At 34.6% G+C, this 23,677-nt stretch carries 14 protein-coding genes; 3 read left to right on the top strand and 11 right to left on the bottom strand.

Translation table 11 applies throughout. From position 1 onward, the window contains the following. Positions 1-102: 102 nt before the first annotated feature. From ACYQ0O_RS08865 to ACYQ0O_RS08815, 11 genes are all read right to left on the bottom strand, one after another. Positions 103-792 (bottom strand): hypothetical protein, encoded by a 690-nt coding sequence (locus ACYQ0O_RS08865; protein WP_459892226.1) that lies wholly within the window; start codon positions 790-792, stop codon positions 103-105. A gap of 42 nt (positions 793-834) precedes the next feature. Continuing rightward, on the bottom strand, positions 835-1,068 hold the full coding sequence (locus ACYQ0O_RS08860) for a hypothetical protein (RefSeq protein ID WP_459892224.1): 234 nt from the start codon (positions 1,066-1,068) through the stop codon (positions 835-837). 303 nt (positions 1,069-1,371) lie between these two features. Beyond that, positions 1,372-3,984, bottom strand: a complete 2,613-nt coding sequence (locus ACYQ0O_RS08855) for a hypothetical protein (RefSeq protein WP_459892223.1) — start codon at positions 3,982-3,984, stop codon at positions 1,372-1,374. 37 nt (positions 3,985-4,021) lie between these two features. Continuing rightward, complete coding sequence (locus tag ACYQ0O_RS08850; RefSeq protein ID WP_459892221.1) at positions 4,022-5,401, bottom strand: hypothetical protein; 1,380 nt, start codon at positions 5,399-5,401, stop codon at positions 4,022-4,024. A gap of 131 nt (positions 5,402-5,532) precedes the next feature. Beyond that, positions 5,533-6,585 carry a hypothetical protein gene (locus tag ACYQ0O_RS08845; RefSeq protein WP_459892219.1) on the bottom strand — a complete coding sequence of 351 codons (1,053 nt, stop codon included), beginning with the start codon at positions 6,583-6,585 and terminating at the stop codon, positions 5,533-5,535. Between the two features lie 19 nt (positions 6,586-6,604). Beyond that, complete coding sequence (locus ACYQ0O_RS08840; RefSeq protein WP_459892217.1) at positions 6,605-8,308, bottom strand: right-handed parallel beta-helix repeat-containing protein; 1,704 nt, start codon at positions 8,306-8,308, stop codon at positions 6,605-6,607. Between the two features lie 18 nt (positions 8,309-8,326). Further along, entirely contained in the window at positions 8,327-10,024 is a 1,698-nt protein-coding gene (locus ACYQ0O_RS08835; protein WP_459892215.1) for a hypothetical protein, read from the bottom strand. Between the two features lie 87 nt (positions 10,025-10,111). Then, a complete protein-coding gene (locus ACYQ0O_RS08830; RefSeq protein WP_459892213.1) occupies positions 10,112-15,649 on the bottom strand; it encodes a PKD domain-containing protein in 5,538 nt (1,845 codons plus the stop codon). A gap of 74 nt (positions 15,650-15,723) precedes the next feature. Next, entirely contained in the window at positions 15,724-18,087 is a 2,364-nt protein-coding gene (locus ACYQ0O_RS08825) for an Ig-like domain-containing protein (protein ID WP_459892211.1), read from the bottom strand. A gap of 130 nt (positions 18,088-18,217) precedes the next feature. Beyond that, entirely contained in the window at positions 18,218-18,739 is a 522-nt protein-coding gene (locus ACYQ0O_RS08820; RefSeq protein ID WP_459892209.1) for a hypothetical protein, read from the bottom strand. After that, a complete protein-coding gene (locus tag ACYQ0O_RS08815; RefSeq protein ID WP_459892207.1) occupies positions 18,736-19,539 on the bottom strand; it encodes a hypothetical protein in 804 nt (267 codons plus the stop codon). Before ACYQ0O_RS08815 ends, ACYQ0O_RS08820 begins: the two co-directional genes overlap by 4 nt. Before the next feature lie 429 nt (positions 19,540-19,968). On the opposite strand from ACYQ0O_RS08815, the gene ACYQ0O_RS08810 reads away from it, so the two are divergent. The 3 genes from ACYQ0O_RS08810 to gspD all read left to right on the top strand — a co-directional run bounded on the left by ACYQ0O_RS08810 (position 19,969) and on the right by gspD (position 23,673). After that, a complete protein-coding gene (locus tag ACYQ0O_RS08810; protein WP_459892205.1) occupies positions 19,969-20,832 on the top strand; it encodes a tetratricopeptide repeat protein in 864 nt (287 codons plus the stop codon). Between the two features lie 113 nt (positions 20,833-20,945). Continuing rightward, positions 20,946-21,692 (top strand): type II secretion system protein N, encoded by a 747-nt coding sequence (locus tag ACYQ0O_RS08805; RefSeq protein ID WP_459892203.1) that lies wholly within the window; start codon positions 20,946-20,948, stop codon positions 21,690-21,692. Positions 21,693-21,714: 22 nt separating this feature from the next. Next, on the top strand, positions 21,715-23,673 hold the full coding sequence (gene gspD, locus ACYQ0O_RS08800) for a type II secretion system secretin GspD (protein ID WP_459892201.1): 1,959 nt from the start codon (positions 21,715-21,717) through the stop codon (positions 23,671-23,673). Positions 23,674-23,677: the final 4 nt, after the last annotated feature.

The following is a 23,677-nucleotide window of genomic DNA, read 5'->3' as shown; positions in this document are numbered from 1 at the left end:
TGGGTGATCTTCATCCTTCATCCTTTCACTAATCACTATTCACTAATCACTTAATCCATAACTCAATCAATAATCGGAGATAAAGAAATAGGCAGATTATTCTTAATTACATACAAAATTAACTCCAGTTGCATTACAATCTACTGGGGAACCATTTAGGTCTATACATTCTATATTGGTTATAACAAAATCAGAGTCTTCAGGCAGAAAACAAGTATTATTTGCATCATTATTCTTTATAGTCACCTTTATAATTGAACTCCCATCTGCATCAAATCCATTTGCATTTATTAACCCTATTTTACCTTCATTGTCCCCAAAATCAGGATTAAACTGAACATAACCTCCCCCTGCATTGCCTATTGCCTCAACTCCATCAATAACTATAGCTTTAGGATAGGTAAATGTTAAATCAATGCCACCTATATTTTGTGTAGCATTCACCCCTATTTCCCATGTGCATACAAAATTATTTTTAACTTCCACCTCTATTGGATAGCTGGCTTTTACCCAAAATCCCTCATAGGGCTCCACTGCACTAAAGGTATCAACACCATATTGATTTATCACATCCATTGTAGGGTTATTTGGACTCCAGGCCAGCCAATTGCCACTTTTGTACTTCCACAAAATCTCTATTCCATCTTTTTGAAAACTTGATACATCAATGGTGCAAGATGTCCCCTTTAATGACCAACCCTGATCAAGATAAATGGTCTCTGCCTGAAGATGGGATACTGACAAAAACATAAATAACCCTAGCACTAGTGTTAACATCTTTAATGTTTTCATATCATCTCTCCTTAACTGTAAAATTATTGACATATCAATAACCTAACTTAATTCCTTTTTAACATTCTTATAATAAAAGAGAATTTTAGAATTTTTAAAATCTAACACCACTTTATCTGGTGTACTGACGTTTTTAGGAAACAAAAGCGTTGGGTGGTCAATGGCTATATATTCTAGATTTGGCTTTAATGTAACCTCACTTTTTTTTAAGATGAATTTTTTCTTATTTGGTTTTAATATTGTTACTATAACATCTCTTGCAACTAACACTTTCATTAGATTAGATTTAAAGATAAGGATTTTTAGCCTTTTAAAAAAAATGTGTTCTGCTTTAAACTTAACAATAAATGATCCAATTTTTTTTGTTATCTCGACATATTGAGCTGTAGGACCAATGTCTGTAATTTTAGGAGGGATTATAGAGGTAGGGGGAGATTCTCCTCTATGTGACAACCAAAACAAAACAAGAACAAAACCTAGTAGAAGAACATACACATAATACTTTTTCATCATCGTAATTCATAAGAAAATTGAGTAGGAGGGCATAGGGAGCCCCCCTACAATTAGCTGCTACCTACATTATTGATTTGATATCTCAGGGAGTAACTTCACTTTGTCATAATACCAACTGGACATATCATCTATATAATATCCATTTATTGCTCCCTGTTCTAGGAATACCTCTGGGTGAGGAAATTTTAATTCCACACCTGAGATACCACCACTGTCTGAAATACTAGCCATATCTTGCTCAGGAATATTTTCATAATTGTCACTGGAACTGTAATAGGCATCTATATATCCATTGCTGTATCCTATAGAAAGTGAGGCATCTGAATATAAATATCCATCAGTCGACTCATCAATGGAACATGACCACCATTGACTCTGTGGATTGGTATTGAAGGCATATAGGTAAATATACTGATTATCGCTGCTTCTAGCAATTTTAAGATATGTATTACCTAAGCTACGAAATACCGGGATATTTGACCAATCATTTGCATTGCTATCAATTGATATGTCTGCCACTGGAATTGTATAGGTAGAAAGTGGCTCAGACCAATCTACTTCAGGGACATTTTGGGCTATTATTTCAATCCCATTCTCTCCTTTAGACGTATCAAGCACATATGGCTCATATTCTGTATGGTTCATATCAGCATTTAATGCAGCATACACTACATCCCTTGGCGATTTTTCTCCATAGGCCAGATGATAGAGGGTCATATTTACATCTGCTGGTTTTAGGTACCTAACACCAGCATTGTATAGTTCCTGAATATAATAGTTTCCATCATCTGCTAAGACTGTAGTCTCTCCTACATATTCATAAATGTAACCTTTTAAATCTATATCTGGATTATCAATAGCAGATTTAAAAGAATCTAAAACTTTCTGGAACATGACCGCTATTTCATTATTTTCAATATCAAAGGCATGGGACAATCTAGCTCTGTTGGCAAGATCCTCCTCCGATAAATTTTTTAAAATACCATCGTACATATCAACAGCTGACTGAAATGTCTGTCTCACTGTAGGAAGTTTTGAAGTATCCATATACGTAAATAGGTTCTGGTTGTTACTCATAAACTCAAGGAATTGAGCATCTGTTACCTCCTCACCATTTTTTATTAGGTCCCTTATATCTATGGTCCCATTATCTCCGTCAGAAACGGCCCATGTTGATACATTATAATCAATAGATGTTAAGTAGATGCACATGGCCTTTGCCATTTGTGTAATTATTTCCATTATCTTAACGTCAAGATTGTCAAAATAGATTGTAGTAAAACCAACAGTATTTATAGATGTATTTACACCTTCTGCTTGTTGTAGGTCAGACAATACAGTATCTAGCTTAGATGACAGATCATTAAGTACTGCCTTTAATTGCTGATCGTAATTTGCCAGATGCAAAAGATTAAATACAACATCTTCCATCTTTAGATTTGTCATGTCTGAACTAAGATCAATTCCAAGGTTATTAAAAATGTTCTGATTATCCTGATACAACTTTAACAACGTGGCTGTTGCCCTCCACAGATGGGTCTTTTTCCCCTCGGGCAGTGAGTCAATTACATTAAGAAGATTTGTATAATTTTCCTCTGTTGGGGTATTTAAAAATCGCGCCATCATATCTGTTACTTCTGAAGAAGGAACCTGTTTCCACATTTTTATACCATTCCCCACATAATTACCATCAACATAAGTCTCTAAATTTACCAAAGTGGAGTTTAAGGCTTCTCCAGTAACTGGATCTCCTGTGACAAAATTGTTTATTATATAAGCATTTATCTGTTTATTATCACATATTATAGTGATCTGCCCGTTCTGCACACTATAATTACAGGACTCAATTAGTTCACCATCTCCATTTCTATAAGTTACAGTGCCATTATCATTAAATGTAATGTACACATCAGGATACCAATTGTCTTTGTCCTCATGATAACTCATTGCGATTTTACTGCCATGAGTAATTAAACTTAAAATATCATCATCACTGTAATTGGATTTATTGGCTATTATGCATGATGTATTATATTCTCCATCATAAAAATCACTATTTACACAAAGGCTATTATCATCTGCCCAAACAATTTTTTGTGTACTATTATCCTGTCCCACAAATTGCAAATTTGACCAATCTATAACCATTTGTCCGTTGTATTTAGGATCTGTACAATTTTTGAGTGTAATTGTATATGTTGAATTGTCATAAATAAAGTCACATGTAATGTCCTCATCTCCTACAAGGGTTACTTTTGTACCATTTGTATTTACGAGAAAATCTGGAACGTTATCCATGAGCATATTTTTCAATACACTATTTCTAGTCTCACTTGATGTGTTGTTTGTTCCACTCAAACTGCAAAACTCAACCTCCACTGGCGAGCTGGCTTTAATCCAAAACCCTTCATGGGGATCTATTGAACTAAAAGAGGGTATATTGTACTGATTAATTACATCCATTGTAGAATTATTGGGGCTCCAGGCCAACCAACCACCATCCTTGTACTTCCACATGATCAAAATAGAGTCTTTATCAAAATTTGATACATCCATGAAGCAAGATGACCCTTTCAAAGACCAGCCTTCACTCAATTGAACTGTCTGTGCAAGAAGGACAGTCCATGAACTATATAGAAGTACCCCCGCAAGTATTAGAAAAATTTTTATCCCCTTCATCTCTTACCTCCTAAAAATTTTAAATTTAACTATATTATCAAAAGGCATCTCCATTCCAACCGGGTTTATATACATCAATTTGCGGAGAGGGATTTTGATCATAGCTATTTGCTGGATTTGTTTCGTCATTACACCATTCCTTGTAGTCAGAGGCTGTCACTGAATCTCCAACAAATGCTGCCCAGAACCTACTGTGTACTAAAGACCATATTGTATAATTTTCCAGTTTTATATGTGTAGGTAGTTTGTCACTATAAATCTTCAAAATAGAACCGCAATCATATTGTTCCAAAATAAGCTCATCATCTAACCATGCCTTTGACCAATTCCCATTGTCATTTCCCCCTAATACAACTACTAACCCCTGTTTTATATTGTTATATTTAAGATTAAATTCTCTTCCCAGTCTCATATTTGCATCCCTGGTTATTGCTGGTGACCACATTTTCCTTATCATTTCGTCAAACTCAAAACGATCATTGTCATACCATCCATAATCTCCTTGTTGATGGCAGATTTCGGAATTAACCCTAATTATATTCTGAGAAAAATTGTTTTTTAAACCAAATTTGCCCTGGTCGTAATACTTGTTGCGATAGTCATTCAAATTATCTTTATCAATACAAAATCCTTTCATGTAAAAAAGATCACACATCATGCCAAATATTAAAGATGATTTTAATGATGAATCAACCTCAGCACTCCAAACTTTATCCTTATTGTTTGAATCAACATAAGCATAACCATGTCGATATGCTAGTACAAACAAGATGTGTGAATCATCCCCTTTTACACCTGCCAACATATTACCGTTTGCATCTAGGGCAAAAGTGATCTCTACATCAGAGGGAATCTCATCATCTGGCGCATCGTCACTATCACAATCCCAATCCCAGCCAAACTCATTTTCCAGTATATTTTTTAATGTATCAGTCCAGATCAAAAAACCATTTTCAATTGTAGCTTCTTTTTGTGTAAAATAGTAAAGTTGGCTTATTTGGGAAAGATCAAGGGATTGCTCAGGTAGTTTAGCGTAGGCAACAATCTTTGAGTCTGCAACTTGTTTAGGTAAGGAGACTGTTCCATTACCACCTAAACTCAGCTCTATGGGAGTTTTGGCATTTATCCAAAATCCCTCCAATGGATCTATCTCATTTAACAAATCAAGTCCCACAACTTCAAGTAACTGCCTTATCTCTGCATTGGGGCTCCACACCTGCCACTTCTTATTTGCCCTATCCCACTTCCACACAGTTCTTATCTCTGAATTGTTAAATTCAGTTACTTCAATTTTTTCCGAAGCTCCCAATAAATTCCATCCCTGAACCAGGTTATATGTGGTTGCAAAGGTATATTTAGTAATTAAACCAACACACAAAAAAATGCATACAAACAAACATATTCTCTTATTTTGCATAATCTCTCCTTTCGTGTTTAAAACAATTATATATTTTATATATTTCTATATGCAAATCACCATAATTATCAGGATGATAATCAATTAATTTCATGGTAACCAGTCTCGAATTTAAATTAATTTATAGTTAATTAATTATTAAAGAATTCATCACAATTCTCTACTTTAAATGAAATTAAATTGTTCCAATATACTAATTGACCATCAGAATATCTATTAGAAGTAAATATGCCACCATGTAATATTTTTCCAGTATCAGGATCATTTATTAATAGACTACTAACTTCTTTTGAATGCGCTTCTATATTGTCACATGTAACAATAACCTCTCCGTTCTGTACTTGATAATTACAGACCGTTTCTCCTTTTGTGCTCTTATAAGTTACTGTTCCATTATCATGATATGTACTGCATAGATAAGGATACCAATTATCACCATAATAAATCATAGTTAAATTACTACCATTAAGAACATAGTTTAGGATATCATCGTCACTGGGCTGGTCCTTATTTATAACTGCACATGAAGTTAGGTATGTGCTATTATCGAATTGGCTATTTACACATAGAGTATTGTTGTCTGCAAAAACTATTTTTTCTATTTCATTATCAGAATCAGTTAATTTTAGATTTTGAAAATCTAAGTTTAATTCATCGTCATATTCTGGATCTGAGCAACTACTTAAGGTAACTGTAGATGTTGAATTGTTAAAGGTTAAATCACATGTAACTTCTTTATCCTCAAAAATGGTTATAGTTTTGCCATTTGCATTGGAAATAAAACTGGACACTGATCTTAAAAGTTGCTCTTGTAACAAATATCTCAATGTATCCACGCTAAATGTAGTATTGTTAGCTTCGCTGCAAAATTCCACATTAACAGGATCAGTGGTTTTTACCCAAAATCCATCAAAGGGTTTTATGGAACTAAAGGTGGCAATTCCATAATTAGTGATTAGACCCATAATAACATTATTCGGGCTCCATGCTAACCACTGCCCATCTTTATACTTCCATAAAATTTGAATACCACCTTTTTGAAAATTAGCTGTATCCATGTAACATGATGTTCCACTGAGTGACCAACCTTTTTCCAATAAAACTGTCTCTGCACGCAAGGTCTTTGTCATTAAACATATGAAGACACCAAGTAAAACAATTAATAAAATCTTTAATCTTTTCATCTCTCTCCTCCTCTGAAAATTATTCTCCACTCTTTACATAGCCTTTAAATTCAAGAGTGAAAGGTTCAGTTGCCTTTACCCAAAAACCTTCACCAGGATTTAGGGTAGCGTTTTCATTTAAAAGCTCAATTGAAGTTGGAAATGTCTGTAGATAATTTTTTATCTCTTCATCTGCAGTATAAAGTTTCCATCTCTTGTAAACACTATCCCATTTCCAAAGGGTGAATACTGAAGCTAGGTTATCTTTAAAAATTGCAGAAATGGTCTTAGCTTTTAATGAAGCAAGTCCAGCTAGATTCCAGTCTTCAACAAATGACACCTTTGCTGTTTTTTCCACAAAATCTGCATTTGGATATATGGCAAATTGTGGTGTACCAGGTTCTAATTTTTCTAAACTACAGGTAGAAGGATATTCACACGCACCTACATCCACGTCAGTGGCTCTAAGGGATCCAGCAATATCCTCTAAATACGCACTAGAATCATCGCCAATATTAATTAAAGGAGAAGATTCGAGCAAAGAAAAATCATATGCCTCTGGATCTACAAATCCAATGTTTTCAATAACTGTATTACCCTCTTTTGTAATACTCCCAGTTGGATAATCCACTTCTTTTGAAAATACATTGTAGTTTAAAATAAAATCCCCATAAGCATTACCACTATCATCTTTTTCAAAGAAAATATCATCTTCTCCATTTGAGAAAACTGAATTATAAATCTGCAAAGTCAAGGGAGAGCTTGATGATTTGGTAGCCAGAAAAAATCCATTACCAGCTGTTGCATCGTTTCCATAAACAGTTATATTTCTAATTAATACAGAATGAGAGCTATAAAGGTGTCTGGGTCCTAAACACATTGCACCACCCTTTGTACCAGCCTTATTAAAGGCAAATATCGATGAATATATATTTAAATTCGCATTATTTTGATCATGTAAATCAATTCCTCCACCTTCTTCTGATGAGATATTATCTATTATCCAATCCTTTATTAATGTAGCTTCACCAGATAATAACAATCCACCACCATCACCACTTTTATTTGCTCTTATAACAGATGACACCACTGTTAGTTTTCCCCCACTAACAATGCCACCACCTCCTATTCCTGAAGTATTACCATAGATCTTAGATTCCTTTATAGTTCCAATTGTACCCCCACCCAGGTACACCCCTCCACCTTCTTGCGTAGCAGAGTTTCTTTCAATATTTGAATGAGTTATCAAAACATTTAACGCATTATCTCTATAACTATATAGGTAGATTCCACCACCTTTTTGACTAGCTGAATTTCCAACAATATATAAGTTGTCCATTACAACGTTTACTTTAACATTTGAATGGTTATATAGGTATATACCTCCTCCTTGATCAGATACACCGCCTCTAATCTGCAAGTTAGATAAATTTATATTACAAGTATCAGGTGGATAATTAAGTGAAACATAAATGCCTCTACCAAGCCCTGCTGCATTTATGATTGTGGTCTCAGCACCCTCCCCATTTATAGTTAGACATTTATCCTCAATCTTTATGTCGTGTTCATTGTAAACACTTTTTCTTACAATAATTTCATCACCATTTTCAGAAGCGTCTATTGCTGCTTGTATACTTGTATAATCACATCCATCCCCTTGCTCAGGACAGACAGTTAATTGTTTAGCGTAGGAAAAAGAAGAAATCACAACAATAATCAATACAAAAAATAGCAGTTTTTTCATTGATCAACCTCCTTTTTTTTAGTTTAAGATTTTTAGCCAATAGCCTTTAAATCTACCAACCCAATCTACTATATCAATTTGATAATTTTCTGCTATGGAATTATATATGCTGTTTGAGGAAAAGAACTTCCACTTTCCCGCTTCATATGTCCAAATTATAAAGTCGTGCTGTAGGATTTCCTTCAAATCAATGGGGTGAATTGATATAACACCAAGGCTTACTAGGTTCCAGTTTTGATTTGCATTTATTGTTTTAAATATAAATTGGTGGTTCTCAAAGGACCAATTATAGGTAGTCTCATATAACAGCAGGAGCCAAAAACCTGAATTAGCTTTAACCACCTTTTCCTCAGACAAAATTCCCATCTCTTGCAACAGAGAGTTTATTTTTTCATTATCTGACCAGGCAAGCCAGTTCCCATTATGGTAAGTCCATATCACATAATTAGAAGGCAGATCAAAGTAAGTAGTAGGGTCTATATCATATTCACAGGGATTTGAGAGAAGATTCCACTTTTCGCTAAATTGTATTGAATTTTCTAAAATCCAATCAAGGGAGTTTTTTAAAGGTAAGTGTCTATAAATGAGATTTTTATTTTGGGGAATTTCACTGATCAAAAATGATAGCTGGGAGTCACTTAAATAAAGGGCATAAAATGGATTTTCAGCAAATACATTGTTGCCTAAAAAATAAAATGGATACAATGCATAATAACCTTTTATTGTAAGGTTGTCCTCTTCATAAATTGGAAATTGGCTTAAATTGTTGGCAAAATCGAAACACTTTCTATTTGCAATGCAAGAAGCAATTTTTCCAATAAGTTGAGCTAATGTTTTTTCATTAAAAAATTTTGGTAAATATTTATTTAATAATTCAACAAAATTTTGGGAATTGGCGAAATTTTTAAAGATTTGTTTTATCATTTCTAGGGTTGCGGTAGCGTTTTGAGAATATAGATAAATGGGTATTACAGACTCTCCATACTCATGGTCTCCATTATAAGTGGTAATGTCATAATTACACGTCCTCACCCAACTATTTATAAAAGTAACATAATCATCAATTTCAGGAAAAACCACTCTTTCCATCCATACTGCTGTTGCCTCAAGCCACCATACATTAGTATTATAAATTGAATCATTTAAAGAGAGAAAATCATAATATGAAAACTGAATTGTATGGAAAAACTCATGTGCCAAGGTAATTTTTAAGATATTTGTTGAAATTGTTGGGTTGATAACAAAATAGGGAGTACCGTCAAAATATGTTGCAGCATAACCTGCATAGTTACTAGAAATAGAGATATATTCACCCTCTGCAGGATTATAAGCATCTTTGTTGGCTATATAAATATCAATGTAGAATTTATTACTATTCTTAGGGTGTTTAAATCCCAGTTCTTCTACCTCTTTTTGCCATACGGTTTCAGCAATATTGCCTATAGTTTTCAAAAGGTCCTGTACAGAAATATACCCTTGATAATAATTACCTGCGATTATCCTAAAATGATCAGTATAGTAAAAAAAATTGTATTCATCGCTGTCTATTTGTATTGATTGAAGCGGATATGGGTAATTTGCATTCTCGTATGACCTGAAATAAAATCTAGAATAGGAAACCTGTTTATGGTGACGTAAAATAAAATCCTTTATGGCAAAGGCAGATGATAAAAAGAAAACATTATAAAAGATGCAGCATAAAACAAAGATTCTCATCTATAATTATGCCCCTAAAACAAATATTAAAAAATCTCCCTCTCTCCATCCTAATTACCTACATGAAGAGAGGGAGATCAGATTAGTTTAGTTACCAGGACTTGGTGGGTAATCCAATCCAGAATCACCGCCAGGAGAAGGTGGATATTCTATACCCTCATTACCCGATGACTCGACATTAACAGTAATTGTGGCCTCATCTGTACCACCATTGTTATCATCAGCTGTTATGGTAATAGTAGCTGTTCCTTCGCCTATTCCCGTTATAGTTATAATACCTGAATTATCATCATATGTCGCTGTGGCAATGCTTTCATCACTGGATTTAACTGTTATATTAACAACATCTCCATCAGGATCTGATGCTGTGAGTTGAACTTCCTTAGAATCACCTACTTGCAATGTTACTGATGTTTCACTGGACTGAATCTGCGGGGGATTATTGGTACTATTGATTACGCTAATGGTTTTAGTTGCTGTTGCGTTATGGGTTCCATCACTAACAGTAACTGATACTGTATGGTTACCTTCAGATTCAAACTCATAAGAACAATAAGCCGAATCCTTACAGTCCGTTACAGAGTTTTGATCAATTAACCATTTATAGGTAAGTGGATCACCATCAGGATCATAGGCATTGGCAGTAAATTCATAGTATTGGTCATTATTGTTGTAATCAAGGCTTACCTGGGGTGCTGAATTAGTCGGCTGTCCATTGCTCATATCACTTTCTGTTGACGTCATAACAAACCATAGGGACTTTGTGTCAGCAGTAACTTTCTTGACCTGTTTCAATGTCCCATATCCAGGTGCTGTAAGTTCAAAAATATAGAACCTCTCAGGTATAAGTCCAGTAACAGTAGCTATGGCAACTGTAGCATTCTCACCATTATGGGTCATTACTTCTTCTTCATCTGCACCAAACACTCCTATAGGAGATCCGTCCAATTTGGAAACTGCCACATTTGCATATACAGGCAAACCAGAAGTATCTGTTATCAAGGCTTGTAGAGAAATAACCTGAACATTTTCTGGCTCTATCTTATGTGCAATAAAATTTAAAGTAGCTCCGCCATAAACCGGATTCTCGGCGCTCACAAAGATGTAGTTGTCACCATCCTTGAGAGGAACATTTACTTTAAAAATGTATGTATTTTCATTTTGAGACTGACTTACTAGATTATCATTTGCCACATTCATACTTGTGGAGGTTCCATCACTATAGGTAACATCTATACGGATGTTACCATTTTGCTTATCATAATTTACAACCCTACCTTCTAATTTAAGGCTATCAGTAGATACCTCATCGGGCATGTCATCAGCACCATTATATCTATCCACATATACCTCAGCTGGCTCACTAATAGAAGCACTGTTTTGAGTATCTATTACTACATTTACCACTACTTCTTTCTGTCCTGATGTAATAGCATACTTCTTGGAGGTGGAAAAGATATATCCATTGTCATCTACATATACAGCATTAATTATACCACTACCAAGAGGCATGTCAGATACCTCATATTTTCCATCGCTGTCAGTGGTCCTGTAAATGGTATCACCGTTCCCAGTGGTTATCTCTAAAATGACATCAGCTAATCCAGTTCCACTTTGTTTGTCTGTTACCTTGCCATGGAAATAAGCAGTCTCACCAATGTAAATAAAACTCTTAGTGGTAGTCTCAAACTTGCCCTTTGCATTAGCAACATATAACTGGACAAAATTCACACCCCTTTCCAACTTTAATGATTTGGTAAAGTCACCGCTACTCTCTGGTGTGATATCAATGGATTTATCATTAAAAAACAGGGTTACGCTTGAGGCATTTGAATATGTACCATCCTCAGTATCAACAACTTTTCCTTGTACTGTTAAAAATTCCCCACTTTGCGAAAAGATCAAATCATCAACACGAGGGGAGATCAAAGCCACACCTGATGATAATGGTTCTAGAGTCACATCTACAGTCACTGTTTCACCTTTCTTAATAATAACAGGTTTTACCGCAGGTTTATAACCATCTTTGAATACAGTTGCGCTATATCCTCCAACAAAAATATTGCTTAAGCTTATTTCACCCTCAGCACTATTTTCATCACCATCGCCATTATCCACTGCTACTGCAGGAATTACCTGTTCCCCATCAGTAGTTGCCGAAGGAATAATAACTTTGGCTCCAGTAATTGTGGCATTGTTCTCATCTTTAATCCTAAAGATGACATTACCTCTGCCCCTCTTCTCTAAAGAAAGGCTTACACTTGCTACATCTTCAAACTCAGGAGTAGTTGGATCATCTTTAGTAAACCCTGGAACAGTCTTTCTCTGAGAATCAAGATAACCAGCCTTACTTGCCCTTATATCCAGAAATGATTTATCTTCTCCATTATTACCAAAGGTTAGAGGCACATTAACCACCCTTAACATACCATCATCATTGGTTTTGGAGTAAATGTGATGGGGCAAAATAGAAGCAGGCTTAACTGCGATATCCTTTACACTTAAAACATTGACAACATGTTCCAGTTGAGTACTTGCAACCAGCCAATATTCCTCATCACTGATTTGACCCTCATGTTTATTCTTGAAGGTAACCTGTGGTACCACATATAGCCTTACAGTCCCGTCTAGAACCGTCTCCTCACCATAATCAGCCAGGGTTGAACCATCCCAATTGGCTCCATCATACTCTTTCACAAACAGTGCCTTTAGCATTTGAGGATTTGTCAAATACTCAGCCAGCTCTGAGAAAGTCAGGTAATTTGAATTTGAAGATATGGGTGATATGCCTGCTCCTTCTAAGTCCTTAATTACAGTATCTTTTAAATAGGTGATTAAATCCTGTTCATCCTCAGCTATTGTATCATCCCAGTCAGTCCATTTTGAACCATTCCAATAATAGGCCTTGCCTTCTTCATTTTCATAAACAAAAACCCCATACCACTTGATATTAAGCGTATCCTTAACAGCTGTTTGAGGGACTGATACAGTTATGTAAGGATTCTCCAAATCTGCTCGTCCAGAGATGGAAACAGAGCCTTTTTCCAAGGTACTGTTTTCCTCTTTCCAGTATGATATTGCATCATTGTTCGAATCCACATGCTTCTCCAATCCCATCTTCTCCAGCAATTCCTTATTAAACAGGATATCAGCTTCACCTATTACTATTGGATCTGTAGCATTTCCATCTTCCAGTCCATTCTTGTGTTTAACATACACCCCTATCTTCAGTGAACCAACAGCAGGATCTGTTTCCTCTATTAGCTTTTTCATAATATCAGATACAGTAATGGAATTTGTTCCTGTAGCACACTTAAGTTCAGTCCAACTATCAGTAGCCAGTTTATACAATTTATTATTACGTAGCGGTCTATAAACCCTGCCTGGCCCTGCTGAATCATCTGTGTTTGGTTTGATATACCAACAATACTCAGCAGTGCTTTCCAATCCAACACTTATAACACCGTCTTTATAGGAAACATCAGACAACACAGCAGGAGTAATTATGTCAACCATTGCTTTAGACACAGGGTACCCCTCTGTGTCAACAGTTGTAACATTTATGGTTCCATACTCAGCGGGACGTTCCATGGTCAAATTTATTATATCTCCGTCTTGTAATTGAGAAACTCTCCTTCTAGTAATATTCCTGTAATGATTGGGTTCTGTTACCTCTATGGTCAGGTTAATCAGTCCTTTTGGTATTACAATCTCATCAAAGTAAGCTGTGCCATTTTCATCTGTGGTAGCAACCTGATCCAGTATTTTAACATTTGCATTTTTTATGGGTGATACCCCATCCTCTTCTCTTACTTTAACTTGGATATTTGACTTCCTGACAACTGAATCCTCTTTATTCCATATTACACCTACTATTGTTTGAAATCCAGGTGCATTTTGAAGCAGTGCAACATAATCATCTTCTGTAAACCCATATTTCTTTAGCCTTTTTACATTTAATTTACCCAATGTGTCATTTAGATCTTTTATTAAGCCAAACTCATAAGTCAGTGGAGTGGCAGTTAAATCGTGGGTAGAATTGGTCAAAGACATGGTACCATTTGTCAACTCTATCCACTTTTCTCCATCATAAGCATAGAATCTTAAAATTGCACCTCTGTCCAATGCAGTCTTAATGAGATCAGGCTGATCATACATCTTGGTAAAAATAAACTTACTCTGAACATTAGCACCCTTGTCTATATAATCAAAGTAAGTTTTATCGCCTTGTTGCCTAACTCCTTTATCATACACACTGATTTGCATTCCTGTAATGACTTTTGGAACCCATTTGGTGGCATTGTCTTCGTATTCTTTAAGATACTGCCTTTTTAGTTTATCAAGACCATCAAAGGATGTGCTACCACCTAGAGGAGAAAACCTAAATTTTGCCGAACCAAAATTATTATGATCTACTGAAAAATTTAAGACCTCAACAATACCTGTATTTTCACCAGTGGCACTCTTAACTGCATAAAATTTCTTCAAAGAGGTAACTCTATTCAAAATCCTATCAGCACCCTGAGGACCCTCATCCTCACAATTTAGCTCGTCACCACTGAGCTCATTAGCTGGTGAAAGAAAAATGTACTTAACTGACCTATCTCTGAAAAATTCTGTTGAGTAAACAGAATATCCATCTTTCTCAAACACCAGTGTTGTACCATCATCAACATCTATTGAAACAATACCATTGGGATCAGTTGTACCCAACTCGTTGCCCTCAGCATCTTTAACCACTACATCACTAAGTGGTTGAGGAACACCTGCTGGATTGGCTGAAAGCACATAATATGCAACACTTTGAATTTCATTTAGATCAACATCGTTAATTGCATAACTACCATTTTGAATATCATTCTCATCCAGCACAATCCCGCCTTTTATTTCCTCACCATATTCATTGACAATCCTGATATCCACTTTAGTGGCACCTTCAGGGACATTAATTGTCACAGATTCCGCATTATCGCCATTGCCTATGGTTAGGTTAACAGGTGTTACTTTGCTTTGATCTGTAAGGTCTTTATCTACATAGGCAACTACCTTTTTACCACTATTGCCTATTTCGGTGGTCTCAAGGGCCTTAAGTGTTTTCACCCAGTAACCTAGGTTTGTGTTTAAAACAGCAAACTGCTGCAAATATGACTTATCTGGATCAAATTTCTTCCAGGCTCCGTTCTCATTTGTTACTATCAACTCCAATTTATAACCGCTTTGTTGTAGGGAATTAATCAAATTACTGACTTGAGTTGCACTACTAAAAGCAACTAAATTCCAGCCAGCCCGCATTTGTGGTATTGTAGATTTTTCTATACCATAAATTTTAATTGTGGTAGAGTTATTTGCTTTGACCCAATACCCCTGTCCAGCCTTAAATTCTTTGAATTGCTGCAAATATGACTTATCTGGGTCAAATTTCTTCCAGGCTCCGTTCTCATTTGTTACTATCAAGTCTATACTGTTCTTATCGATTAAATCAGAAACCTTCATGTTACTGGCTTTTTCTGTAATCCCTATTAAATTCCATCCTTCTCTAAGCTGCAACGTCTGCTCAGCATTTGCGCCTGATATAATGAGAAAGGCAAAAATTAAAGACATTATAATAGGTATTTTACACTTCATTTCCCATAACCCCCTTTTCCTTTTTTAATCATGTTCCATCCATCATTGAATGATGGATGGAAAGACACCAAAAATTAATCAAGAGTTAATTCTATCTCATCACTAGGTACATTCGTATCATATTTAACACTATATACCTTTCCATTATCTTCTATATAAAATTTTTCACCATTATAACTATCATCCGGTGAAATTGTTAGTATTACCTCATTATTTTTCTTTACTATTATTGTTTTACTTGAATTTGAAGGATCGTGAATTACAGGAATATATGCTATTGTAATGCCATTTGCATTATCTGTCACTTTATATACTGTCACATTATCTTGGTTATAACAAATGTCATTCACATTATCAGACTCTTTAATGGTATATTTAATCGCCCCATCAGGTATAGTCTCCCCTTTCTTCACTACAACATTTATAGTCTGTTGGATCTCACCAACCTTGGCCGTAATGGTATAGTTCCCCTCTGTATCAGGCGCAGTATATGTCACTTCTACCTCACCGGTGGAATTAGTAGTACCAGTTGCAGGATTAATATTACCACCAGTTGTAGTAAACGATACAGTTGTATTGGGAACTGGCTCATTTAATGAGGACATCACCTTCACAACAAAGGTCTTTTGTTCTCCTGTTGTGAGACTGGCGCCATTTGGGGAAATCTCAATGGAGTTTGGAGTTGGAGGTTTCTTATTAACCGTTACGTTAATTGTTTTGCTTGCAGATGCACCTAAATTATCTGTAGCAGTGACTGTGATAATTGCTGTTCCTTCTTTAACACCAGTAATCTTAAGGGTAACGGAACTATCCATAGATGATGAAGGCTCTACCTCTGCCACAGAAGAATTTGATGAGGTAGCATTAATTTGATTAATACCATCATCATCAGTGGCATTCACTGTAACATTATATGTATCCTCTTCGTTTACAGAAATATTATCCTTGCTTAAGGTAATCTCAGGCGCTGGATTCTCAACTACTTTGAAAGTAATTACAGCTGTTTTCTTTTGACCATAACTGTCCTGAACAGTACAATTGAAGCTCTCAGTGGTAACCTCATTTGGCGCTGTATAGGTTAATGTGGTTGTATTCCAGTTTAAATTGTTGGAATCAGGTTTAACATCCACTATCTCTAAGTTAGACTGGTCATTATCCGTGGCAAATTCAGATAGTTTAATAGTAATAGTATCATTTGTTTTGAGTGTCTTTTCAATATTTTTAACACTTGGAGGTTGATCCTGTGTAACTGTTATTTTTAAAGTAGCACTATGGCTACCGCTACTTGCTTTAAATGTAAAGATACCCAGATTGCCTTTTGTTGCATTATATGAAAAACTAACTGCTCCATTAACATCTGTCTTTTTGGTTTGTTCATAATCAAGCTTACTACACTTCAAAGTAACAGTTGCATTACTTATTGGGTCACCATAAAAATTAAGTACCTTGGCAGTAAAATTAACTGTTTTAGAATTGTCTGATTCTAGCAAAACAACTTCCTTGGGTGATGCTGTCAGTGTAATTTTATTGGGAATCTTTAATGGATTTGTAATAGTTAGAGTAGGAATATTATTAATAATATCAGTAGCATTTTCTACATTCTGAACCTCAAATTTTGATTTTAAATAGTCTATCTCTTTTTCAAGACCATCTGTTGCATTCAAAGTTAAAGTTAGCTTTTCAACTCCATCTAGTTCATCAAGAGCCTGTTCAATGGCCGTTGAATTATTTAAAATAGAATCCTTTCCAAAATCAATCAAATTACTACCTACACTTTCACATATAGCACGATAAAAAATAGTGGCGTTATATTGTCCAAGTGAATCTTTATCCAGCAGTGCTGGTGATGGTGGGGTTTTAAGAAGATCAATATCTTTATAATCCGTAGAATTTAAGCCCAAAATTTCTTTAACCATATTTTGGGCATTTTCAATTTCTGTGGAATTGTTGGTTGCATTCTTACTCTTAACAATAGCATATATCATTGTTGTAACTGGAGTAGCATGAGCTACAACTTTTTTAGTTGTTGCATTATAATTTGAATCATAAATAAATGAATACAAGGTTGCATTATTAGTCTTATCACCTACATTATCACCATTAGTATCTTCCTCCCCTCCCTCAACTTTAATAACAAAAGGAGGACTATAGGTATCGGGCAAATCTACACTATATTTACCAAAACCTCCAGTTTTACCAGTTACAATGGCAGTTGAAGCATTACAACTAGCAACAGTTGCATTACATACATAAACATCTGCACCAATAATTGGCGGATCAACTGCTGCACCTTCAATGGTGATATTTTCTCCACCAGATGTGAGGGATGTGTGATGATCATTATCTCCACATCCTGCCAACACAGCTATCAACCCAATGAATAACATTAGGGTCAAAAACTGCGTCTTCCATTTAAGTTCTTTTTTTCGTCTCCACATGAAAAACCTCCTTTTTTTATTTAGTTTATTTATTTGACGAGCTGTTACTTCCTGTAAATTAGAAGTTTATCACCAAAAATAAATAGTTTTAAAAAAATCCCTCCACATATAGAAGGATTCTGCTTCTTTTTCAAATTTCGCTTCCCAGTTTCTCTTTTTTTTTATGTATATAACAAAATAGCAATACAGAAATAATCAAAGCCAGTAATATTGTAGCTAACTTCCAAAATCTAAATATAAACTTAAAAATCGAATTATCACCATGTGGTGAGTTTAAATATAAGTCTAGTCTTGCATTTAAATCTTGTTTAAGCTTTTTTAAAGAAAAACCCCCATCTTGCATTTCTTTTTGTGCAAGAGCTGTCATTTCCTGAAGATTTATCTTTTTTTTCTTTATAATATCTTCAACGTAGTTTTTGTAATTGCCATAAATTTTATCCTTTAATTTATTTCTGGAAATGACTGGAGGCAAGATTAGATTTAAAATAATATAATCAGAAATCCGTTTAATGGCCTCTTCCTTACTTTTTGGTTCAGGAAGTTTTATATCTATGGAAGATGGGGGAGAAGAAATCGTGTTTGAAGCAAATACCTGAGCCATACAAAAGAAAGAGAAAAGAAAAATTAAATAGCTCACAAGATTTTTCCTCATTGGTGTCTCCCGATATTTTGTAGAGTTTTAAAGTATAACAAAACCAGGGTAAAAATTATTACTACAACAACAATAAAAGGCCAAATAGGAATCGAAAATTTACTATATTTAAAAAAATTTAATCTCAACAAATTGTCCTTGGACTCCCCATTTCCCCCTTTTAATCCCACCAATAAATTTTTATGTTCCTTATTTTTCTCTATAAAAGTTTTATCTATTCTTCTGTTTTCGTGGTGTGCCTTACTTTTTTTTATTTTTTTATTAATACCATATCCACCCCTTACTTCAAATCCTCCTTCTTTTGAAACAACACGACGGTAAAAAATGTCTCCTACATCATAGTGAGTCTCTTGCTTAGTTTCGAAGGATATATCACCATTTTCCTTGTCAAGGTATGGTTCCACAAAATCTTTATACTTTCCAAAGATTTGTTTCTTGATTTCTTCTTTTGAGGTACCAGGTGGTATTATTTTAAGTAATAGTTTATAGTTTTTTATCCTTTTTATAGCATCACTCTCATTTTTAGGTGAACTCAGTTTCAGATTTATGATAGGTGGAGGGGTAACCATCTGCTCACTTTTTTCTTGTTCAATTAATGAAGATCCATACCTATCTACCTTTTGTTGCTGCTGATTATTTACTGGATGCTGCATTTTTTCCTGCGTAGGTAGTGGCAGCGATGGAATTGATGGGGGACCATCAGCAAATGCAACACCAGAATAATCCCCCATAATTAACACAAAGGGAATTATCAAAAAAATAGTGAAAAAAAGAACAAATATGTGCAGTAAATATTTCACTCCAACCCTCTAAAATCAATAACTTTAATGTTCAAATTTATCTAAACATATCATTAAAATCTTGTCAATAAAAGAAGAAAAAAAACTCTGTGATAAATATCACAATATAGTAATTTGTTTATTCCATTAACACCGTGAATCGTGAACCGTGAATAGAAATCGAAGCTATAAGAAATAGGCAGATATAGTAATTATCCGGGCATCTCTTTCATTCATTTTAAAAACCTTATATGGTAGATCTCAAGATGCATTGATAAGTTTATTCACGACAAGGAGGGAGGCAAAGATAAAAATAATCTTTACTAACAAAACCTACTCCTTGACTAAACATGTAAGTTATGACACTTTCTTACCCAACATTGTAGTAACAACAATATTTTAATAGGATAACTCCAATAAGTAACAAATGAATTTTAATTGGTAGGACTTATGAAAAAATTAGCTTTAATTTATATTCTATTTCCGGTTTTATTGTTTCAACTTGGGTGCGTTAAACCAAGTATTTCAAATAAATCTCTAGGCTTGGAGGCTAAATTTTCCCAGGTGAACAAGGCTATTTTGGAAAGGGATTTTGTGGGCGCCCACATGATGTTAAGCGAATTAGAGGAATCAAGGAGTATTAGGAACAATCCGACTTTAATGGTCCATATTTTACTAAATGAGGCATATTGTTTAATAGGCCAAAAGAGATATAATGACGCAATAAAAGTGTTAAATAAATTCATCTCAGCTTATCCTAAAAATTCCAAAAGTTATGTACTTAGGGCGTATATTTTCAAGATAATTGGAAAGGTTGATAAATCCATCTCAGACTTGAAAATGGCAGAAAAAATTGCTCCAAGTGATCCAATGATTAAATACAACTTAGGTTGTCTCTATATTGAAAAATCAAACTTTGAACTAGCGGTTAAAAAATTTAAACAAGCCATAAATATACAACCGGACTTTAAAGATGCTTACATAAACTTAGCATATTCTATGTTCTATTTAGGTAAATATAAAGAGGCAATTGGAAATTTAGATAAAGCAACACTATTGGACAAAAATGACCCTGACATCTTTTTCAATATAGCGCTTGCCTATGAAAAATTGCATGATTATGACAATGCAATCTCTTTCTATTCTAAGGCCACTGAGATAGATCCTATATTTATTAGTGGCTACATAAATAGAGGTATATTATTTTTATCCCTTGGGAAAAATGAACTGGCATGTTCTGATTTTAAAAAGGCTTGTAGTCTTGGAGAATGTGAAAAATATAACCAATTAAAAGATATAATGGTTTGTCACTAATCAGTGGATTCTATATGGCAATAAAAAAATTTTATTCATTGTTTTATTTTCTTATTGCAAATATTATAATTTTTTTTACTATTTTAACAATAAATAGTTATTTCTCTTACAATATGAGCCTAGATTTACTTAAAGTACAAAATAAAAATCCAGAGTTAAAGTATATAAAAAATATTAATAAAAGGTATAATCTTAAGTTAGATAATATAGTGAAAAAAAACATATTTAACGTGATAAAGTCTATAAAAATAAAAGATAGTAATAAAAACATTGAAAATAGTATAGAGGATATTCCAGTAGCCAATATAAAAGACCTTGAGTTAAGGGGCATCATATGGTCTAATGAAAAAGAAAAAAGAATTGCTGTTATATATGATAAAAAAATAAGACTTGAAGGTCTCTACAGTATTGGAGACAAATTAAGTGGAGGAATGCTAAAGGATATACTTAAAAATCAAATTATTGTTACAATTAATAATAAAGACAGTAGAATTCCTCTAACAGATTATACAGAATTGGAAAAAGGGGTGAGCTTTTCCAAAGAATCAATATATGTGGTTTCAAAGGATGTGCTAAAATCAAAATTATCCAATATGCCTTCACTACTTCGCTCAATGAGGGTTGTTCCATATACATCTAATGGGATTAAAGGATTTAGGGTTGTTTCTATTAGAGACAGATTTATAAGAAACAGGTTGGGACTTAGAAGAGGAGATATAATTCTGGGGGTGAACGGAAAACAGGTGGTGGATATGGCCAATATAATGCAGCTCTATGGAAAAATTCAAAATATTGATCATGTGGAACTTGAAATCTTAAGAAATGGTGAGAGAAAAATCTTATCTTATTCAATAAAATAGGGTATAAAACATGTCAAAAGGAATGAATTTTAGATTAACATGCTATTTTGTATTGACGTTAGTTTTGGTTCCCCTGGTTAGTTTTGGTTCTGATGCTAAAATCAGTATCAACTTTAAAGAGGTGCAGCTTAAAAATTTTATTGAGTACATTGGCAAGGTTACAAATAAAAATTTTGTCCTGGACCCAAATGTTGGAACCAAAAAAATATCTATCATATGCCCCAGACCAATGTCTTTGGAGGAAGTATACAAGGTCTTTGAGTCAGTACTCCAGGTGTATGGTTTTACCACCATTCCAGGTAAATATGTGATCAAAATAGTACCAAGTGTACAAGCAAGGAGACATTATAATCCTGTTGAAAGAGGGGCAGCCAGGCGAGAAGACAAATTCATTACACAGGTAATACCGCTAAAATATGCCCCTGCTGAAGAAGTTAGACGAACCATCGTCAATATGGTTTCACGGGAAGGTTTAGTTGTCACATACAGGCCAACCAACCTGTTAATTATTTGCGATTTTGAATCCAATATACACAAAGTTCTAAAAATTGTTAACAGTATGGATATTCCCAAAGGAGAGGTAGTAATAAAGACTTTTAGTCTAAAATACACGTCCTGTAAAGATATAGCTCAGGTTTTGGGTAAATTATTTTCATCCATAATGCGTATTGAAAATAAAAAGGGAAACATAGCTTCCTTTCTGGCCATACCATACAACAGATTGAACAGTGTTGTTGTTGTGGCCCCTGAAAATGTAATAGCCAAGGTAGAAGGTTTAATAGTAAAATTGGACAAACCAGCCCCTGAGGGTTCTGGAAACATACATGTAGTTAAGCTTAAAAATGCAAATGCAGTGGACCTTGCAAAGGTGCTAGTCCAGCTTGCGGGTACCAAAATATCTGGGAAGGCAAATGTTTCCAAACAGATAATATCCAGAGAGACCAAAGTGGTAGCTGACAAGGCCACCAATTCCCTCATTATTACCTCCACTCCTGAAGAGTTTAAGACCATATCAAAGATCATAGAAAAATTAGATGTTCCAAGAAAACAGGTCTTTATTGAAGCAATGATAGTGGAGGTGAGTGGAGAAAATAATTTTAGTTTTGGAATAAATTGGCAGGCAATGGGAAAAATAGGATCTAAGGGGCATGAGAGTTTTTTAATGGGCAATATAAACGGAGGCATTGGCACCACTTTTGACGAGGTAAAACAGACTATTACCAATGTGTCTTCCCTGGCTCCTTTTACCTTTGGAATAATATCCTTTCCCTTTACCTATGACGCAAATAACGATGGAATAATTTCATCTGACGAGAGGTTTTACAATGCAGGTTCACTTATCCATGCAGCTTCTACTAAAAACAATGTGAACATCATCTCCCGTCCCCAATTAACGGTAATGGAAAATGAAGATGCAAGCGTTATAGTTGCTGAAAACAGGCCTTTTCAAACAAAAATTGAGACAACTGACACCCAAGATTACGCCAATTTTGAATATAAAGACATTGGAATTACCTTAAAGGTCACACCTCAAATAAACGACTCTGGATTCGTTAAGATGAAGATCTACCAAGAGGTTAGCAGAGTTGATGAAACACTGACCACTTCTTCCACATTTAGTTTAAGACCCATTACCAAAAAAAGGGCAGCAGAGACAACTGTTGAAGTAAAAAGTGGAGATACAGTGGTCATAGCAGGTCTAATTGAAGAGCAGGACAATGACAACAACACAAAGGTACCCCTTTTAGGAGATATACCCATACTAGGTTATTTATTTAAAAATATTGACAGAAAAAAGTCCAAAAAGAATTTAATGATATTTATTACCCCACATATAGTGGAAACAAATAATGATCTAAAGAGACTCAGTGAGGAAAAAATAAAGTATATAAATGGAATGAAATACGATCTGGATGGAAAAGTGGCTCCAATAAAAAGAGATTTCAAAATATATCCACCGGTGCTACTTAAGCTAAAATAATAAA

Source organism: Desulfothermus okinawensis JCM 13304, from assembly GCF_054654515.1.
Note: the sequence above shows the minus strand (reverse complement) of the source record. Positions and strands in the feature narration are given on the sequence as shown.

Excerpts from the sequence above, each read along its gene's own strand:
- ACYQ0O_RS08865 (WP_459892226.1), bottom strand. The coding sequence starts at position 792 with ATGAAAACATTAAAGATGTTAACACTAGTGCTAGGGTTATTTATGTTT.
- ACYQ0O_RS08860 (WP_459892224.1), bottom strand. The coding sequence starts at position 1,068 with ATGAAAGTGTTAGTTGCAAGAGATGTTATAGTAACAATATTAAAACCA.
- ACYQ0O_RS08855 (WP_459892223.1), bottom strand. The coding sequence starts at position 3,984 with ATGAAGGGGATAAAAATTTTTCTAATACTTGCGGGGGTACTTCTATAT.
- ACYQ0O_RS08850 (WP_459892221.1), bottom strand. The coding sequence starts at position 5,401 with ATGCAAAATAAGAGAATATGTTTGTTTGTATGCATTTTTTTGTGTGTT.
- ACYQ0O_RS08845 (WP_459892219.1), bottom strand. The coding sequence starts at position 6,585 with ATGAAAAGATTAAAGATTTTATTAATTGTTTTACTTGGTGTCTTCATA.
- ACYQ0O_RS08840 (WP_459892217.1), bottom strand. The coding sequence starts at position 8,308 with ATGAAAAAACTGCTATTTTTTGTATTGATTATTGTTGTGATTTCTTCT.
- ACYQ0O_RS08835 (WP_459892215.1), bottom strand. The coding sequence starts at position 10,024 with ATGAGAATCTTTGTTTTATGCTGCATCTTTTATAATGTTTTCTTTTTA.
- ACYQ0O_RS08830 (WP_459892213.1), bottom strand. The coding sequence starts at position 15,649 with ATGAAGTGTAAAATACCTATTATAATGTCTTTAATTTTTGCCTTTCTC.
- ACYQ0O_RS08825 (WP_459892211.1), bottom strand. The coding sequence starts at position 18,087 with ATGTGGAGACGAAAAAAAGAACTTAAATGGAAGACGCAGTTTTTGACC.
- ACYQ0O_RS08820 (WP_459892209.1), bottom strand. The coding sequence starts at position 18,739 with ATGAGGAAAAATCTTGTGAGCTATTTAATTTTTCTTTTCTCTTTCTTT.
- ACYQ0O_RS08810 (WP_459892205.1), top strand. The coding sequence starts at position 19,969 with ATGAAAAAATTAGCTTTAATTTATATTCTATTTCCGGTTTTATTGTTT.
- ACYQ0O_RS08805 (WP_459892203.1), top strand. The coding sequence starts at position 20,946 with ATGAGCCTAGATTTACTTAAAGTACAAAATAAAAATCCAGAGTTAAAG.
- gspD (WP_459892201.1), top strand. The coding sequence starts at position 21,715 with ATGAATTTTAGATTAACATGCTATTTTGTATTGACGTTAGTTTTGGTT.